The following is an 18,428-nucleotide window of genomic DNA, read 5'->3' on the forward strand; positions in this document are numbered from 1 at the left end:
TCATCGGCGGGCGGCTGCGCCGAGAGCGATGGCGGCGCTCGATGCCATTGACGATCAGCGGGGTTTGGTGAGCAGGCCGTTGAACAGCAGGTCGAAATAGACCCGCAGGAAGGCCTCCTTGTTGGGTGTGGGCACGCGGCGATCATCGAATATCAGCCGCAGAACCGTCGTCGTCAGGATGGGTGCGACGACGATGTCGGAGAATTCCACCGGAACCTCGCGAAATTCCCCTGATGCGACCCCTTCGACAATAAGAGCGTCGACCTTGGCGGTAACAGGCTCAATGAACTGATCGTGGTGGCGATCGATCAGGTCGGGGAACCGGTGTCCTTCCGCAATGACGAGCCGCGTCAGTTCGCGGGTCGTGCGATCTTCGGCGATCTGGTCGTAGAGCAGGCCGAGAATTGAGGTCAGCCTCTCGGTGACGCTGCCGCTGAGGCTCTCGGTGATCGCCAGCAACTGCTGAAACGGCACGGAGAAGTGGTTGATCATGGCTTCGAAAAGCGCTTCCTTGGTCTCGAAATAAACGTAGACCGTGCCCTTGGTGACGCCGACCCTGTCGGCGATGTCTTCGACGCGCGTGCCCGCGAAGCCGCATCTGACGAACTCCTCGAAGGCGGCATCGAGAATCTGGATGGGCCGCAGCGCCTTCTGTTCCGCGCGTGTGAGCTTCTTTTGGGCTTCCATTTTTCTCGCCTCCGTTGTCGTGCGCGCCCTCGATCCCTGCGGCACAAAGTTTCATTGACTAATACGTCAGTCAATTATATAGGAGCTGCCGTTGAGAGCAAGAGGTCAACTATGAGAACCATTCTGGTCGCCACAGCGATCCTATGCGCCGTCGGTCTGGGATCATGCAGCGATGCGGGCGGGCCGACCGAGCCCACCCCGCGGCAGGTCGCCGCCGTCGCCGCCAAGCCCGAGCCGCTGGTTCAGGGCGGCGCGATCACGGGAGAGGTCCGCGCCCGTGTCCAGACCGATCTGTCCTTCCGCGTCAGCGGCAAGATCACCGAGCGGCTGGTGGAGGTCGGGCAGTCCGTCAAGGCGGGGCAGCTGCTCGCGCGTATCGATCCGGAAGAGCAGAAGGCCGACCTCGATGTGGCGGCCGCCAATCTTCAATCGGCTGAAGCGCAGCAGACCCAGGCGCAGCTTGCATATGACCGCCAGCAGAGCCTGTTTCGCACCCAGGTGACGACACGCGCCGCACTCGACCAGGCACAGGAGGCGCTGCTGACTGCGCAAGCCTCGACGAAGTCGGCGCAGGCGCTCTTCGAAACCGCCCAGGACACTCTGTCCTACACAGAACTCAAAGCGGACGCCGACGGCGTGATCACCGCCCGCAATGCCGAAGTCGGGCAGGTGGCGCAGGCGGCACAGGTCGTCTTCACCCTTGCCCATGACGGCGACCGGGATGCCGTCTTCGAAGTTGTGGAAAGCGCGTTCCTGCGCCCGATCGATGGTGACGGTACGGTCAACCTGCTGTCGAACCCCTCGCAGAAGATCACGGCTAAGGTTCGCGAGATTTCGCCGACGATCGACGCCTCCACCGGAACCATCAGGGTCAAGGTCGCGATATCGAGCGACGACCCCATTCCGCTCGGCGCTCCCGTCGTCGGGAGATTCCGCTACCTCTCGCAGGATGTCATCCAGCTTCCCTGGTCTGCGATGACCTCCAAGGACGGCAAGCCCGCCGTCTGGATCGTCGATCCAGCATCATCAGCGGTTTCAGCAAGGGCGATCGACGTCGCCGGCTACGAGACCGGCAGCTTCATCGTCAAGTCTGGCGTGTCGGCAGGGGAAGTCGTGGTGACCGACGGGACCAAGTTCCTCCGGCCCGGTGAAATCGTGTCTTATGTCAAGGAAGCTTCCAAGTGAGTATTCGACCGAAGATAATCGCACTGATGATGGGGACGGCCCTGATTTCCTCTTGCACGAAGCAGGAGGAGAGCAAGGAGGAAGCGCCTCGTCCGGTGCTCTCGACGACAGTCAAGCAGACGCCGGCGACCAGCCTCGGGCTGACCGGGACGATCGAACCGATGATCGAGACCGATCTCGGCTTCCGGATTCTCGGGCGGATGATCGCCCGCAACGTCAATGTCGGGGATATCGTCAAGCGGGGTGACGTCGTCGCGGCGATCGATCCGCTGGCGCTGGAGCTTGCGGTGCGCAGCGCCCAGTCCGATGTGGAAAACAGCGACGCCCAGCTCAGGAACGCGGTGACCACGGAGCAGCGCCAGCGCGCGCTCCTGGAATCGCGTTCCGGCACCGAGGCCTCGCTCGAAGAGGCCGAGCAGGCCAGACGCACGGCTGCGGCCGCCGTCGCCAAGGCGCAGGCCAACCTCGACAAGGCCAGGGAGCAGCTCGGTTATGCGCAGCTTCAGGCCGAATTCGACGGCGTGGTGACCGCGACTTCGGCCGAGGTGGGCCAAGTCGTATCAGCCGGCCAGACGGTGGTGACCATTGCCCGGCCGGACAAGCGCGACGCCGTGGTCGACGTGCCCCAGGCTGCGGCCCAGAAACTGAAGATCGGCGCCCCCTTCGAAGTGACGCTGCAGCTCGAACCTTCGATCCGCACGACGGGCGTCGTGCGCGAGATCGCACCGGAGGCGGAGACCGCCACCCGCACGAGCAGGACCAAGATCGCGCTCACCGATCCGCCGGAAGCCTTCAGGCTCGGCTCGGTCATAACAGCCTCTGCAACGATCGCCGCCGATCCCGAGATCGTGCTGCCGTCTTCCGCCATCCTTGCCCGCACCGACGGCCCGAGCGTCTGGATCGTCGATGTGCCGGCCAGGAAAGTGACGCTCCGCCGCGTCAAGATCGACGGCGACGTCGATGGCGGCGGCACTGTCCGCGTCACCGAGGGGCTTACCCCCGGAGAAAGGGTGGTCGTGGCCGGCGTGCATAAACTTCAAGATGGCCAGGCCATCAGGATCGACCAGGAGATCAGCCAGTGAAGTCCTTCAATCTCTCCGACTGGGCGCTCGAACACCGTTCGCTCGTCTGGTACTTCATGATCGTCTTCATTCTCGCCGGCACTTTCTCCTACCTGAATCTCGGCCGCGAGGAAGACCCGAACTTCACCATCAAGACGATGGTGATCACCGCCCAATGGCCCGGCGCCTCCGCCGAGGAGGTGACGCGGCAGGTGACCGACAGGATCGAGAAGAAGCTTCAGGAGCTGGAATCGCTCGACTACACCAAGAGCCAGACCGTTGCCGGCCAGACGACCGTCTTCGTCGAGTTGCTGCCGACGACCAAGGCGAAAGACGTGGCGCCGACCTGGCTGCGCATCCGCAACATGATCGCCGACATCAAGGGCGATTTCCCGAGTGGGGTCGTCGGTCCGTTTTTCAACGACCGCTTCGGCGACGTATTCGGCAATATCTATGCCTTCACCAGCGACGGGTTGAGCCAGCGGCAGCTTCGCGATCTCGTCGAAAACGCCCGCTCCGAGGTCCTGACCGTGCCCAATGTCGGCAAGGTCGATGTGATGGGCGCCCAGGACGAGGCGATCTATCTCGAATTCTCCACGCGCCAGATCGCAGCGCTCGGCATCGACCAGCAGTCGGTCATCCAGACCCTGCAGGCGCAGAATGCCGTCACGCAATCCGGTTTCGTCGATGCCGGGCCGGAGCGCATCGCATTGCGGGTGAGCGGCCAGTTCACATCCGAGGAGAGCCTCAGGTCGATCAACCTTCGCATCAACGATCGATTCTTCCCGCTAAGCGATGTCGCCACGATCAAGCGCGGCTACGTCGATCCGCCGTCATCCCTGTTCCGGTACGATGGCCAGCCCGCGATCGGGCTTGCGATCGGCATGAAGCAGGGCGCCAACCTTCTGGAGTTCGGCGAGGCGCTCGACGCCCGGATGAAGCAGGTCGTTGCCGATCTTCCGATCGGCGTGGATGTTCACCGCGTCTCCGATCAGCCTGCCGTCGTCGACGAAGCGGTTTCGGGCTTTACCCGCGCGCTCTTCGAAGCGATCGTCATCGTGCTCGTCATCAGCTTCATCAGCCTCGGTCTTCGTGCCGGCATGGTGGTGGCGATCTCCATTCCCCTCGTGCTGGCGATCACCTTCGTGGTGATGGAATATTCCGGCATTTCGCTTCAGCGCATCTCGCTCGGCGCACTGATCATCGCGCTCGGGCTGCTCGTCGACGACGCCATGATCGCCGTCGAGATGATGGTGGCCCGCCTGGAGGCGGGCGACGATCTGAGGAAAGCCGCCACCCACGTCTATACGTCGACAGCCTTTCCGATGCTGACGGGAACGCTCGTCACCGTCGCGGGCTTCATCCCGGTCGGTCTCAATAGCAGTGCGGCCGGCGAATTCACCTTCACGCTTTTCGTGGTCATCGCCGTCTCGCTGGTGGTTTCCTGGATTGTCGCGGTGCTCTTCACGCCGCTTCTCGGCGTCACCATCCTGCCGAAGACGATGAAGTCGCATCACGAGAAGAAGGGACGCTTCGCCTCCGTCTTCTCTTGGCTTCTGACGCTCGCGATGCGCTGGCGCTGGGTCACCATCGTGCTGACGATCGGCGTCTTCACCCTTTCGGTCGGCGGCATGGGGCTGGTGCAGCAGCAGTTCTTCCCCAATTCGGACAGAACCGAGCTCGTCATCGACTGGAACCTGCCCCACAACAGCTCGATCGCCGAGACCAACAGGCAGATGGCCAGGTTCGAAAAGGAGATGCTGGCCGACAACAAGGATATCGACCACTGGACGACCTATGTTGGCCAGGGCGCGCCGCGCTTCATCCTGTCCTTCGACGTGCAGACGCCCGATGTCACCTTCGGACAGACGATCATCGTCACCAAGGGGCTCGACGTGCGCGACAAGGTGCGGGCGGAACTGCAGGACTATCTGACGAAAACCTTCCCCGGCACCGACGCCTTCGTGAAGCTTCTCGACATCGGCCCGCCGGTGGGCAAGCCGGTCCAGTACCGGATCAGCGGCCCCGATATCCAGAAAGTCCGCGACATCTCCCAGCAATTTGCAGGCGTCGTCGGTTCGCATCCGCTGCTGTCGAACATGGTGCTGGATTGGAACGAGCCGTCGCGCGTCGTGAAGGTCGATGTCCTGCAGGACAAGGCGCGCCAGCTCGGCGTTTCCTCCGAGGACATCGCAACCGCGCTCAACGGCATCGTCGAAGGCTCCACGGCGACGCAGATCCGCGACGACATCTACCTCGTCAACGTCATCGGGCGGGCCAGCGCATCCGAGCGCGACTCCGTCCAGACGCTGCAGAATTTGCAGCTCTCCACCTCCAACGGCAAGGTCGTGCCTCTCTCGGCCGTGGCGAATTTCCGCTACGAACTCGAGCAGCCGACGATCTGGCGGCGTGACCGGCAACCCACCATCACGCTCAAGGCAGCCGTCATCGGCTCGACACAGCCGGCAACGATCGTCGACCAGCTGAAGCCGAAGGTCGAGGAGTTCCAGAAGAACCTTCCTGTCGGATACAAGGTGGAAATCGGTGGCGCGGTCGAATCCAGCGCAGAGGCTCAGGGGCCGATCGCCGCTGTGGCGCCGCTGATGCTCTTTATTATGGCGACGATCCTGATGATCCAGCTGCAGAGCTTCAGCCGCCTCTTCCTGGTCTTCGCGGTCGCGCCAACGGCGCTCATCGGTGTGGTCGCAGCCCTCCTGCTGAGCAATGCCCCCATGGGCTTCGTCGCGATCCTCGGCATCCTGGCGCTGATCGGCATCCTGATCCGCAACTCGGTCATCCTGGTCGTTCAGATCGAGCATCTGCGCGCCGAAGGAATGGCGGCGTGGCAGGCGGTCATCGAGGCGACCGAACACCGTATGCGGCCGATCATGCTGACGGCGGCCGCCGCCACGCTGGCGCTGATCCCGATCTCGCGCGAGATCTTCTGGGGTCCGATGGCTTACGCCATGATGGGCGGCATCGTTGTCGGAACCGCGCTTACCCTGCTGTTCCTGCCGGCACTCTACGTCGCGTGGTTCAGAATTCCGAGGGATGAAGGCGTTCGTACCGAGGCCGCGGCAGAGGCGTGAGGAACGGGCTTTCCCGGCCATCGCCTACGGCCGCCGTGGCGGCCGCTGCAACACGGGCCGGGACAAAATGGTGGGATGGCGAAGGCGATGCCATCCCACACCGGATAGACTTTGGTTTCCAGCGGAACGGATCGATGACGAAAGAGTATCCCCGACGGCTGCTGAAGGCAGTACCGACTGTCATTGTCGTGATCGGCCTGGCGATGCCGGCGGGCTGCGCCACGAGACCATCGCCTGAAGTCCTGAAGCCCGTTCATTTGAGCGAGCCGGTTCGTTCCGAAGCGGCCCCGGATCGGGTGAGCGTACTGGCTGCGACCAACCGAACCCCCGACAGCGTGCGGGGCGGCTTCGGCAGCACATGGGCCGAGAACCTGACCTATGAGGAATACGCCTTTTCGGTCCCTCCCGGCAGGAAGGACACCGCCATCACATATCCGACGGCGAAGCCGGATCCGGAACGGCAATATGCCGTCGTCGATCGCAAGCAGCTGCCGAAGGAGGCTTTCGTGCAGCAGGCGCTCGCCTCCGTGCAGTCTGACGGCACGATCGGCATCTTCGTGCATGGCTATAACTACAGCTATCAGGAGGCGCTCTATCGCACCGCCCAGATCGCCGCGGACGCCAAAATACCGGGCGCCCCAATCCTGTTTTCCTGGCCCTCGGCCGCATCCGTCGCCGGCTATGTCGCCGACCGCGATGCCGCACTTTCCTCTCGCAGCGAGCTCAATTCCCTCGTTACATCGCTCTCGGCATCCGGCAAGGTGAAGCGCATCGTCCTGTTCGGGCACAGCATGGGCGGGTTCCTGGTGATGGAGACGGTGCGCCAGCTCAAGCTGCAGCACCGCGACGACGTCGTCGGCAAGCTGGCTGTGGTGCTTGCCGCGCCCGATATCGACATCGATGTCTTCCGTTCCCAGCTGGCGGATATCGGCCAGATGCCGATCCCGATCTCCCTTCTCGTTTCCAAGGACGACCGGGCGCTCGGGGCTTCGAGCTTCATCGCCGGGGAGCGGGCGCGTGTCGGCCGCCTCGATATCGACGATCCCGTCATTCGCGAGGCCGCGTTGAAGGAACGGCTTCGGGTCATCGACATCACGTCGATTCAGACGTCCGATGGATTGGGGCACGACCGTTTTGCATCGCTCGCGAAATTCAGCGCGCAGTTTGCCAGCTTCGAAAATGGCAAGCGTGCCAGCGCTGGAGATGTCGGCGCCTTCGTCTTCGATGCCGCCGGTGCCGCCATCGCAAGCCCGTTCCGTCTGGCCGGGCGCGTCGTCGGTGGGCAATAGCCGCCCTCAAAAGAGCATGTGCATAATGTGACTATTAAATTGTCAGATGCCTAAATGAGGAGCAAAATTTTCTCTGTGGCCGAGTCGGCCTCAGGGGACATGGGAGGGCATTCATGAGCGTAAAAAATCCGTCTCCCTCGTTGTATAACGAGGATCTTGCACCCGCCGAGGAGCGCAAATGGGGCGCATTCAGCATCTTCAACGTCTGGACGTCTGACGTCCACAGCCTGTGGGGCTATTATCTGGCGGCGAGCCTGTTTCTGCTCTGCGGCAGTTTCGTGAACTTCGTCATCGCCATCGGCATCGGCTCTCTCGTCATCTTCCTGCTGATGAGTCTGGTCGGCAATGCAGGCGTGCGCACGGGCGTGCCCTTTCCGGTTCTGGCGCGCGCCTCCTTCGGCACGTTCGGCGCCAATGTCCCCGCACTCGTCCGTGCTGTGGTCGCCTGCTTCTGGTACGGGGCGCAGACGGCAGCCGCATCCGGCGCCATCGTCGCGCTGCTGATCCGAAACGAGAGTCTTCTCGCCTTCCATCAGAACAGCCATCTGCTCGGTCATTCGACGCTGGAGGTCATCTGCTATGTCATCGTCTGGGCGCTGCAGCTGCTGATCATCCAGCGCGGCATGGAAACGGTCCGGAAATTCCAGGATTGGGCAGGTCCCGCCGTCTGGATCATGATGCTGATCCTTGCGGTCTATCTGGTCGTCAAATCAGGCACCTTCTCCTTCGGTTCCGAGATCCCGCGCGACGTGCTGATCGAAAAGACAAAGGACGCCGGCGTGCCGGGCGAGCCCGGCTCCTTTGCAGCCCTTGCTGCCGTCGCCGCCACCTGGATCACCTATTTCGCTGCGCTCTACCTGAACTTCTGCGACTTCTCACGTTACGCGACGAGCGAGAAGGCGCTGCGCAAAGGCAATCTCTGGGGCCTGCCGATCAACCTGCTCGCCTTCTGCCTCGTCGCAGGCGTCACCACCACGGCCGCCTTCACGGTCTACGGCGAGGTCCTGCTGCATCCCGAAATGATATCGGCGAAATTCGATAGCTGGTTCCTGGCGCTGCTTGCGGCACTGACATTCGCGATCGCAACGCTCGGCATCAACGTCGTGGCGAACTTCGTGTCGCCGGCCTTCGACTTCGCCAATGTCTTCCCGCGCCAGATCAATTTCAAACGCGGCGGATATATCGCCGCATTGATCGCCCTCGTGCTCTATCCGTTTGCTCCCTGGGAGACGGGTGCGGCGCATTTCGTCAACTTCATCGGGTCGACGATGGGGCCGATCTTCGGCATCATGATGGTGGATTACTATCTCATCCGGAAGAGCCAGTTGAACGTCGAGGCGCTCTACCATGAGAACGGCGAGTTCCGCTTCCAGAACGGATGGCACGGCAGCGCCTTCATCGCATTTGCGGTGGGCGCGCTCTTCTCCTCGATCCTGCCGACCTTCACCTCGATCCTGCCGGCCTGGTGGGGCACGTACGGCTGGTTCTTCGGCGTCGGGATCGGCGGGGCGATCTATTTCGTGCTGAGAATGGGCGCGCGGCGCAATCCGGCCTTCGCGTCCTGACAAAGGAGAGGCGCCCGGCATTGCCGGGCGCCTTCATATCGGTTTGCATGAGCTGGGTTGGCGCAGGCGGCCGTTCAGCGGCGCGCAGCAACCGCATGGATGGCTGTGCGGCCTGCCGGCTCAGCCATCGATCTTGCCGTCGAGCGAAGGGCTGCCGATTGGCTAAAGCCCGCATCGTCGAGCCTGAACTGGGTGACGAGTTCGCGAAGCTTCTGGGCTTCCTGCGCCAACGAGTCGGATGCCGCCGTCGATTGCTGCACCATGTGGGCGTTCTGCTGCGTGGACTGATCCATCCGGTTGACGGCGCCGTTGACTTCACTGAGGCCGATCGATTGCTCCTTCGCCGAGGTTGCGATCGAATCCATGTGCTGGTTGATCTGCGTGATGAAGCCGCCGATGGTCTTGAGCGCCTGGCCGGTATCGCGCACGAGCTTGACGCCGCTTTCCACTTCCTTCGAGGAATTCTGGATCAGGCCCTTGATTTCCTTGGCAGCACTTGCCGAGCGCTGGGCGAGCTCGCGCACTTCCTGGGCGACGACGGCAAAACCCTTGCCGGCTTCGCCGGCTCTCGCCGCTTCGACGCCGGCATTGAGCGCCAGCAGATTGGTCTGGAAGGCGATCTCGTCGATGACGCTGATGATGTTGGAAATCTGCTGCGACGAGGTCTCGATGCGTCCCATCGCCTCCTCGGCGTGGGAAACGACGTCCGCTGAAATGACGGCGCTGTGATTTGCTTCGGTTGCGACCTTGCGCGTCTCCTCGGTCCGCTTGGTGGAGTTGGAGACGTTCGCGGTAATCTCTTCCAATGCGGCGGCGGTTTCTTCAAGCGAGGCGGCCTGCTGTTCGGTGCGCTTGGAAAGGTCGCTTGCGCCGGAGGAGATTTCCCGCGTGCCTTCGTCGATCGTGCCGATGCTTTCGGAAATCGCCCTCAGCGTTGCCCCGAGCTGGGTGACGGACTGGTTGAAGTCGTGGCGCAATGCCTCGAAATCAGGTGCAAAAGTCTCGTTGATCTGGAAGGCGAGATCGCCTGATGCCAGTCGCTTCAGACCGGTCGCAAGCCCCGAGGTGGCGATGCGCAGCCGCTCAGAGGCGTCGGCTTCCGCCTGGTTCTGGGCGGCAATGCGGTCGGCCTCCGCGCGGTGGCGGCTTTCATCGGCTTCCATTGCCATGCGCTTGTTGGTGATGGCAGCCTGGCGGAAGATCTCCACCGCTGCCGCCATCGATCCGATCTCGTCGGCGCGGCCGGCAAACGGAATTTCCGAAGCGGTGTCGCCTTCGGCGAGCCGCCGCATCGAGGCGGTGATGCCGATGATCGGATTGGCGATGCCGGTCAGCACGAAGAACACCGCGCCGAGAACGAGCAATCCTGCAAAGCCGATCGCGGCAAGCAGATAGAATTCTACAGAGGCGAAGACCGTCTTGCTGAGTTCGGCCGCCTGATTGCTGCCGCTGACATTCAATTCGACCAGGGTCGCCGTGGCTTCCTTGAGCTTGTCGGAATAGGACTTCATCTCTCCGCCCAGATACTTCCCGGCTTCCTCGGTCTTGTTGGCGCGGGAAAGGACGAGCAGTTGGGCGCTGCTGGCGATGTAGCCTTCGACGCTTTCCTTGATCGTCTTGAGCAGCTCGCGCTCCCGCTCGGAAGAGATCAGCGGAAGATAGGCGTCGACCGATTTTCGGATCGTGCTCTCGGCAACGGCGATGGCCTCTTCGCGCGTCTTCTTCTCGGCCTCCGTCTGCGCGATGATGTGATCGCGGTAGGCAAGGCGCAAATTCGTCATGCTGAGATTGATTGTCTGGGAAGCCTGGACGCTTGGCAGCCAGCGGGTCGCGATTTCTTCCGTCGAACCATTGGTATTGCGAAGGCCGTCGACCGCGAGATAGGCGACAAGGCCGAAAAGAAGAGCTATGCCGCTGAAAATCAACAACAAACTCGATTTGATGTTTGGACGGCGCATGGAAAGCCCTCAATCGAATTGCCGGTTTGAGACCGGATTGATGAGGAGATTTCTAACAAAAAAAATTTAACGATTTGCGCAAGATGTGAACTGCCGGTTACCACCTTCCCGGCAAACCCTGAGCCTTATCACGAATGAATATCCCGATAGCGCATGAAAACGTCTATCGATGCATCGTCGCCGATACGCTCATCCGGCAAGTGCGACAACTGGAAAGAACGCAACGACTTGGGTCGCGGGCCCGAGGTGCCAGACGTCGCCTATGATCCATCCGGAAACCGGTAGTTCATCCTCGTATAAATCTGCTCGAAACCGTGCGCGATGAGATTGGCGTGAGAGATATTTGGCTCACCGGCTGACGGCTGGGCGGTTTCGACGACGAATGTCCGCACGCCCTGAACGGCACCCTCGTTCAGACGCGCGGCAATCAGTGCCTTCTGTGCTCCGCGATTGCGAAACTCGGGAACCGTCGCGCCACCACCGAGCCAAGCATAGCCGCCTGACGCGTACATGGCGCCTGTCGCAATCGGCCTGCCTTCCAACTCAGCGAAAAAGCATGTCCAACCGTCCTTCCCGACGATCGCTGACCAAAGTGGTATCAGGTTGGTTGGAAAGCCAAATCCGGCGCACATCATTGAGCCGAACGTGTCGGCTTCGTCGCCATTGACCTGTCGAGTGATAACTTCTCCGGCGTGAGTAAGCGGCGTACGAGGAGCCGCTCTTCGCAGTTTTGCCCATCCATTGCCCTCGGCAAGAAGACCGTGTTCCCTGATCCAATCCCCTTTCTGTTGAGGTGTGATTGCGGCGCTCATTTGCAAGTAACGACGGCCCACCCTTTTGCTCATCCACTCGTAGGCTGTGTCGAGGTCATCGAGTGCTGCAATGCCGAGGATACGATTTAGGCCAATGGCGGGCGCACTGGGCAGCGATATCGCGCAACCTGTACCCAATTGCATGCAGGCAAACCCAGTTTGGTCTACGAGCGTCTGAGGCGCGATCATGAACAGATCGATAAATGCTTTCGCTTCGATGATATCCTCTTCAGGCACGGCTGGGCGCGATGCTGGCGAGCGATCCATAGCACTGTCCTTCAATTATCTTCGCTATCCCAGGCAAGACGCACCCTTTCCGTGGCGGAGGCGATCGAAAAAGCTGGCAGAGGCGGCCTCGTCGTGTCCATCATTGTTCCCTAAGCGCCCCGAGCCGGGCACGCAATTCTGCATTCTCCGCTTCCAGCTGCGCCAAGCGGTCACGCAACGGTGTTACCGCCTTCTCGATTTCGGCTTCGGTATAGCGTGGCGTGATATGCTGAGGGCAATTCCAATCGAACGCCTCCAGCCTGAGCCGGAAAATCCGTTCCGCCTTTGCTCGGTAGCCGGCGTCGAACACCAGGTCAGTCAGGGCCGGGTCGGCATCGAGTGTCAGCTTCTCGACGTGCATATAGATCTTGAGGCGCGCTCTCCGGGGGTAATCCACCAGAAAAAGACAGGCCCGGTCATTTGCGGCAAAGTTTCCGGTGCTGATGTATTGGCGGTTCCCCCTGTAGTCGGCGAAGGCCAGGGTTTTCCTGTCAACGGGTTTCAAAAAGCCCGGTGGCCCACCGCGATGCTGCACATAAGGCCACCCGGTTTCCGACACAGATGCAATGTAGAAGCTGTCTCGTGCAGCAATGAAGGCAAGCTCGTTCTCGGTGAAACTGTCGGACTCGCGATGGTGATCACCCAACCAGATCTGATCCGCACCCATCTCGGCCTGTGCCAGCCGCACATTCGGAGTGATTGCAACTTCCAAAAAGTTGTACGGCATGGGTGATCTCCAAAATCCGGAATGTTCGTCTTGTCGTGCAGCGGTGCGACCTTGGCTTGGCGGAACTTCGGTTGCACCGCCGACGACCATGCATGATGATCATTTCTTTGCGACGTTGCGATCAAGAAAATCGTTGATGAGTGGAGCTGCGACATCAAGCTTTTCTTCGAGCAGGAAATGACCCGAGTTCAGGATATGAATCTCGGCATTCGGAAGGTCCTTGAGATAAGGGTGAGCACCGGCCTCAGGAAAGATAAAATCGTTCTTGCCCCAGACGATCAGCGTGGGCGGTTTCCGCTCACGAAAAAATCTTTGAAATTCAGGGTAGAGCGGCACATTGGTGCGGTAGTCATACAACATATCGAGCTGTATGTCCTTGTTGCCCGGGCGGTCCAGGAGAGCCTGGTCATGAACCCAGTTGTCGGGGCTGATGCGCGACACGTCTTCCATGCCGTCGGTATACTGGAATTTGGTCGTTTCAAGGGTGACGAGGCCGGAAAGCGCCTCACGGCTCTTGTCTGATCCGTCGGACCAGTAGGTCTTGATCGGATCCCAAAACTCCTTCAGCCCTTCCTCATAGGCGTTGCCGTTCTGGATGATCAGACCGCTGACCCGTTCCGGATGTTTCAGCGCCAGACGGTAGCCGACGGGCGCGCCGTAATCCATGACGTACATTGCGTAGCTTTTGACCGCCAGATGATCCAGCAACTTGTCGACGATGTTGGCGACCCCGCCAAACGTATAGGCAAAGTTGCTGCGGTCGGGAGATGCACTTTGTCCGTAACCCGGATAGTCCGGCGCAATGACGTGGTACCGGTCTGCAAGGAGCGGAATCAGATTCCGGAACATGTGGGAGGACGTCGGAAAGCCATGGAGCAGCAGTACCACAGGAGCCTCGGCCGGACCGGCTTCCCGGTAGAAGATATCGAGGCCCTCGATTTTTGCGGTTCGGTAGTGGATGGGAACCGGAGCTTTGTGGTCTTCCGGTGTGGCTTGCGCGGCAAGCGCGCTGACAGCTGTCGCGGGAGTCATGCTGGCGGTCGCCAACATCAGGCATATGATCAAACTACGCATGATGATCTCCAATGATCGAAACAAAATGAAAGTTGCTTTCAAACGGGGCTGCTTTGCAGGCCGTGCCGATTTGGCGGAAACTGCTACCAGGAGTAAGCCGGTTGGCGATCGCTCTCAATTGAGATCTAAGTCACGTGCAACTAGACGATGGCATTGCCGGCGTAGACCTTGGTATATCGATTTCTCCTTACCTAACTCACAGAAATCCCGTAACTATTTCCTTCGGCCTCCCGGAGGCTTGCCGATGCGTATTGCTGTTGAACGCGGTTGCCGGAGCGTCACAAGTTCCGAACGGAGAGTGTTGTGGATAGAGAGCCGGAAACCGATCCCATCATCGATCTGATCCCCGCCATGGTGTGGTCCGCGGCATCCGATGGCTTGCTGGATTTCGCCAACCAGCACTTTCTCGAGTTTATCGGGGCGCCGCTTGAGGAGATCTCCGGAGTGGGATTCTACAAGCTCTTTCACCCCGACGACACATCACACCTCGCTTCGGAATGGCACGACATCATGGCCTCGAAGAAGGCCAGAGAGGTCGTGGGCAGGCTCAGGCGGGCGGACGGCCAATATCGATGGTGCACGCTTCGACAAAAGCCGCGGCTCGATGCCGACGGCAATGTCGTGAGATGGTATGGCGTGGTCCTGGACATCGAAGACCGCAAACAGGCCGAAAACGCACTGAAAGAGACGAAGACTGCACTTGCGGCCAGCGAAGAGAACCTGAGCCTCATCATCAATTCGTTGCCTGTCCTCGTTTGGTCAGCGCGGCCGGATGGTAGCGCCGATTTCGTCAATCAAAGCTGGTTGGACTATGCCGGTCGTCCGGCCGACCAAATCCTCGAATGGGGTTTCCTGGACCTTTACCATCCAGACGATCTTCCGGGGATGGTCGACATCTGGAAGAGAGATCTCGAGCATTCCGACCAGACTGCTCTGAAGGGGCGTATTCGCGGAGCAGACGGCAACTACCGCTGGTTCTACTTCTCAGGCCGCAAGCTGATCGATGCGAATGGCGTTGTGCGTTGGTTCGGCTGCAATATCGACATAGAGGATCTGCAATCGGCGGAGAATGCTCTTCGAGAAAGCGCGGCCGCACTGAGGGAGAGTGAACACAAGCTCAATCTTATCATCAACACGATACCCGCGATGGCTTGGTCCTGCACTTCGGATGGCCGGCTTGAATACTTCAATCAGAATTTGATTGATTATGTTGGTTTACCTGTCGATGAAATCGTGGGTTTCGGCTTTTATCAGATGTTTCACCCGGATGATGTGGAGCCGATGCGTGTGGCCTGGGACGATATGGTGGCCTCGAAAAAAAGTCGTCCGGTAGACGCCCGCATCAGACGCGCAGACGGGCAATATCGCTGGTTCAACCTTCGACAAAACCCCCTTCTGGATTCGGATGGAAATGTCGTGAGATGGTACGGTGTTGTCGTTGATATCGAGGATCGGAAACGAGCGGAAGAGTCCTTGCGACAAAGCCAGAGTGATCTGGCGCATGTGACGCGAATGACGGCCACGGGTGAACTTGCGGTATCGATCGCCCATGAGGTTAACCAGCCGCTGATGGCAATCGTTACAAATGCCGGCACGTGCCTGCGCTGGCTGCAACCGGGACATACCGATATCGACCAGGCGCGGCTCGCGGCCGAGAGGATCGTCAAGGATGGGCATCGCGCCGGCGACATCATCGCGAGCATCAGAGCAATGGCTCAGAAGTCACCGGCCCGGATGGAGCAAACTGACTTAAAGGGCGCCCTGGGTGATGTATTGGATCTTTTGAGGGGGGAACTCCACCACCGAGATATCGAACTCGGTCTCGATCTTCCAAAAGGACCTCTGGAGCTCATCGGGGATCGAACCCAGCTGCAACAGGTTGTTCTGAACCTGGTCATGAATAGCGCCGAAGCGATGGACGCTTCTTCGAGCGAAAGACGGATCAGCATCAGGTGCACCAAGGACGGGGAGCCATTCGTGAAAGTGAGTGTCTCGGATTCTGGGCGCGGCATTCCGCCCGGCGAATTTGACCGAGTTTTCGACGCGTTCTACAGCACAAAGGCCGACGGCATCGGGATGGGACTTTCGATATGTCGCTCAATCGTCGAAGCCCATGGCGGCAGGATTTGGGCTTCGGCGGCAGACAGCCAAGCTGGTACCGTGTTCACGTTTACACTGCCAATGACGGAGGTCACAGCCGACCATGATCGATGATCGCAAAAGAGCTCCGCCGACCGTCATCGTTATAGATGACGACGAAAGTGTCCGGGAGGCTTTGAGAGGACTGTTCGAATCCGTAGGGCTTGCCACTGAAACCCATGGGTCGGTGCCGGAGTTCCTTGCTGCGGATGATCCGCACCGTGCAGGTTGTATCGTTCTGGATATTCGGCTGCCAGGCCAGAGTGGACTGGAGTTTCAGGAGGCTCTGGCGAAAGGGCGGCATCCAAGGTCGGTGGTGTTGATCAGCGCTCATGTCGATGTCAGTATGGCTGTTCGCGCAATGAAAGCCGGGGCCATTGATGTCCTTACCAAACCGGTGCGCGAGCAGGACCTGCTTGAAGCGGTAAACCGTGCTTTGGCAAGTGATAATGCTCGACGCGAAGAGGCTAACCAAACTGCTGCATTACGCCAAAGGTATTCCAAACTTACCGAGCGTGAGCGGCAGATCATGGCATTTGTTGTCGCCGGAAAGCTGAACAAGCAGATTGCTGCTGAGGTTCAGCTCGCAGAGGCCACCGTGAAGCTTCACCGCGGCCACATGATGCGGAAAATGCACGCATTATCAGTCGCCGACTTGGTGAGAATTGCCAGCATTTTGGGTGATTGAGAGCAGCCATCGGTGCGGATCCTTCAACTGTGGGTGTGACGCCAACCTACGGGTCTCAGCTGCTGCTCCCGTCAACTGCACAATTTCCCCTCGTATGCGCAGTTGGCCCAATCGCAACATTCCGCCGGCTCATTGCTCACGCGACGGTTCTGCAAGATGGACCTGACTGGGTGTGCCCGCGAGTCATCGGCTGTTGTTCGTCTGCTGACCAACCTCCCATGTGCCGCGACTTGCTGCAGGAATATGGATGAAGTAGCATCAAAACGATGCCCGGCAAGAAATGACGGCCGAGGATTTGACCTGCGGAAGGTCGATATCGCTGCATCAGCGGGTGGGGTGGATACCATGAGCGGTATCGATGATGGCCTCCTCGAGCGAAAGATGACCGAGATCGAGCAGGCTCGATCCTGGAGCCCACGTGTGATTTCCAAGTTTGAGGCATTGATCCGCAGCAGCGAGGATATGTCGCTCTACCGGGTCAACCCGCTCGCTTTTGCCCGTGACCGTGCGATCGGCGACGGCGAGTGCATCGACCTTTTCCTCCACGCCGCGCGCTGCGGCCTGTTTGAGATGCATTGGGACGTGCTCTGCCCTCAGTCCGGAATGGTGCTGGATAGTTTTGGCTCGCTAAGGACGCTGAAAACCCATTATGTTTGCGGCCTCTGCGACGTATCGGGCGAAACCGACCTCGACGATTTCATCGAGGTGACGTTTTCCGCCTCGCCGAGCCTCCGGCGTCTTTCATTTCACGATCCGAGTTCTCTGTCGGTTGAGGACTTTCATTGGAAGCTGCGGTTTGCCGGCGATGGCAAGCTGCCGGGCCAGCCGGTGCGGTTTGTCGATATGCTGCGCGGCTTTGTATGCAGCCTCTCCTATCTGCCGAGTGGGACGACGGTCAGGCTGCCGATAGAGTTGGGGCCTGGCGTTTTGGCCGGGGTCAATGTCCAGACGCAGGCTGCCTTCATGGTGGAGATCGCCGGTGAGCCGGGGCCGGATCCTGCGGTGCTGCGGGTTCGCTATGACGGACAGCGCTTCGCGCCCGACCGAGCGGTCGTGTCGCCGGGCCGCTGTGTTGTCGAAGTCGACAACAGCGGAGCCGTTCGCGGCTCGCTGATGCTGATCAACTGGCCGCCCGAGATCGTGGCGCTGCCGAATAAGCCAACGCTGGAATTCGAGCCATATATTTCCGGCGGAATGCTGATCGCGCGACAAACATTCCGGCGGCTGTTCCGATCGGAGCGTGTCGATGAACGCGAAGGGCTTGGCATACGCCAGGTGACGTTCTTGTTCACCGACCTGAAGGGTTCTACCGCGCTTTACGAAAAGCTTGGCGATCTCAATGCCTATGCTCTGGTGCGAGAGCATTTCGCCTTGCTGGAATTGACGACGCAACAGCATAGTGGCGCCGTCGTCAAGACGATCGGTGACGCCGTGATGGCGGCGTTCTCTCGGCCGGCGGATGCGGTTGCGGCAGCGTTGAAGATTCTGGACGAAATCGAGCGCTTCAACATCGAGCATGGCGAGCCGGGTATCATCCTCAAGCTTGGCGCCCATTGCGGCGCTTCGATCGCCGTTACGCTGAACGAAAATCTCGATTATTTTGGCCAGACGGTGAATGTTGCGGCACGTGTGCAGTCCCTGGCCGATGCCGGGGAACTCTGCATCTCTGAAGCGCTCTATATGGCGCCAGGAGTGCGGCAGCTTTTGTCGGGACAAACAGTCGTGGAGTTCGAAGCGCCGCTCCGGGGCGTTGAAGGCAATGCGTCTGTCTATAGGATCACTCGTGGCTGATAGAGTGCCTTTGCGCTCCGAAAGCTGTGTCGCAGGTCCGTGATCGGACCAGATGGCGCTGCGGCCGTTTCGTTAGCGGCGAAGGCCCCCGATCGG

13 protein-coding genes are annotated in these 18,428 nt (G+C 60.2%); 8 read left to right on the forward strand and 5 right to left on the reverse strand.

The window, feature by feature from the left end:
- Positions 1–54: 54 nt before the first annotated feature.
- Entirely contained in the window at positions 55–687 is a 633-nt protein-coding gene (locus tag EFQ99_RS28485) for a TetR/AcrR family transcriptional regulator (RefSeq protein WP_126924501.1), read from the reverse strand.
- 111 nt (positions 688–798) lie between these two features.
- Between EFQ99_RS28485 and EFQ99_RS28490 the strand changes: the two genes are divergently transcribed.
- From EFQ99_RS28490 to EFQ99_RS28510, 5 genes are all read left to right on the forward strand, one after another.
- The gene (locus EFQ99_RS28490) at positions 799–1,872 is read left to right on the forward strand and encodes an efflux RND transporter periplasmic adaptor subunit (RefSeq protein ID WP_126924502.1); all 1,074 of its coding nucleotides are present in this window, start codon (positions 799–801) and stop codon (positions 1,870–1,872) included.
- Positions 1,869–2,954: an efflux RND transporter periplasmic adaptor subunit gene (locus EFQ99_RS28495; RefSeq protein ID WP_126924503.1), complete on the forward strand. Its 1,086-nt coding sequence runs from the start codon at positions 1,869–1,871 to the stop codon at positions 2,952–2,954. Before EFQ99_RS28490 ends, EFQ99_RS28495 begins: the two co-directional genes overlap by 4 nt.
- Positions 2,951–6,022 carry an efflux RND transporter permease subunit gene (locus tag EFQ99_RS28500; protein WP_126924504.1) on the forward strand — a complete coding sequence of 1,024 codons (3,072 nt, stop codon included), beginning with the start codon at positions 2,951–2,953 and terminating at the stop codon, positions 6,020–6,022. Before EFQ99_RS28495 ends, EFQ99_RS28500 begins: the two co-directional genes overlap by 4 nt.
- 134 nt (positions 6,023–6,156) lie before the next feature.
- Complete coding sequence (locus EFQ99_RS28505) at positions 6,157–7,311, forward strand: alpha/beta hydrolase (RefSeq protein WP_126924505.1); 1,155 nt, start codon at positions 6,157–6,159, stop codon at positions 7,309–7,311.
- 113 nt (positions 7,312–7,424) lie between these two features.
- Positions 7,425–8,876, forward strand: a complete 1,452-nt coding sequence (locus tag EFQ99_RS28510; RefSeq protein ID WP_126924506.1) for an NCS1 family nucleobase:cation symporter-1 — start codon at positions 7,425–7,427, stop codon at positions 8,874–8,876.
- Between the two features lie 74 nt (positions 8,877–8,950).
- Here the strand turns inward: EFQ99_RS28510 and EFQ99_RS28515 are convergent, their stop codons facing one another.
- From EFQ99_RS28515 to EFQ99_RS28535, 4 genes are all read right to left on the reverse strand, one after another.
- Complete coding sequence (locus EFQ99_RS28515) at positions 8,951–10,834, reverse strand: HAMP domain-containing methyl-accepting chemotaxis protein (protein ID WP_126924507.1); 1,884 nt, start codon at positions 10,832–10,834, stop codon at positions 8,951–8,953.
- Between the two features lie 260 nt (positions 10,835–11,094).
- Positions 11,095–11,913, reverse strand: a complete 819-nt coding sequence (locus EFQ99_RS28520) for a GNAT family N-acetyltransferase (RefSeq protein ID WP_126924508.1) — start codon at positions 11,911–11,913, stop codon at positions 11,095–11,097.
- Positions 11,914–12,013: 100 nt separating this feature from the next.
- Entirely contained in the window at positions 12,014–12,640 is a 627-nt protein-coding gene (locus EFQ99_RS28530) for a pyridoxamine 5'-phosphate oxidase family protein (RefSeq protein WP_126924509.1), read from the reverse strand.
- Positions 12,641–12,739: 99 nt separating this feature from the next.
- Positions 12,740–13,714, reverse strand: a complete 975-nt coding sequence (locus EFQ99_RS28535; RefSeq protein WP_126924510.1) for an alpha/beta fold hydrolase — start codon at positions 13,712–13,714, stop codon at positions 12,740–12,742.
- Between the two features lie 303 nt (positions 13,715–14,017).
- Here EFQ99_RS28535 and EFQ99_RS28540 point away from each other — a divergent pair, with 303 nt between their 5' ends.
- The 3 genes from EFQ99_RS28540 to EFQ99_RS28550 all read left to right on the forward strand — a co-directional run bounded on the left by EFQ99_RS28540 (position 14,018) and on the right by EFQ99_RS28550 (position 18,332).
- Positions 14,018–15,928: a PAS domain-containing sensor histidine kinase gene (locus EFQ99_RS28540; RefSeq protein WP_126924511.1), complete on the forward strand. Its 1,911-nt coding sequence runs from the start codon at positions 14,018–14,020 to the stop codon at positions 15,926–15,928.
- Positions 15,918–16,541, forward strand: coding sequence for a response regulator transcription factor (locus EFQ99_RS28545; protein ID WP_126924512.1), 624 nt, complete (start codon positions 15,918–15,920; stop codon positions 16,539–16,541). The genes EFQ99_RS28540 and EFQ99_RS28545 overlap by 11 nt, the downstream gene beginning before the upstream one ends.
- A gap of 345 nt (positions 16,542–16,886) precedes the next feature.
- Entirely contained in the window at positions 16,887–18,332 is a 1,446-nt protein-coding gene (locus EFQ99_RS28550) for an adenylate/guanylate cyclase domain-containing protein (protein ID WP_126924513.1), read from the forward strand.
- Positions 18,333–18,428 lie beyond the last annotated feature (96 nt).

Origin of the sequence: Rhizobium vallis, assembly GCF_003985155.1 — a bacterium.
Lineage (GTDB): Bacteria > Pseudomonadota > Alphaproteobacteria > Rhizobiales > Rhizobiaceae > Rhizobium > Rhizobium vallis.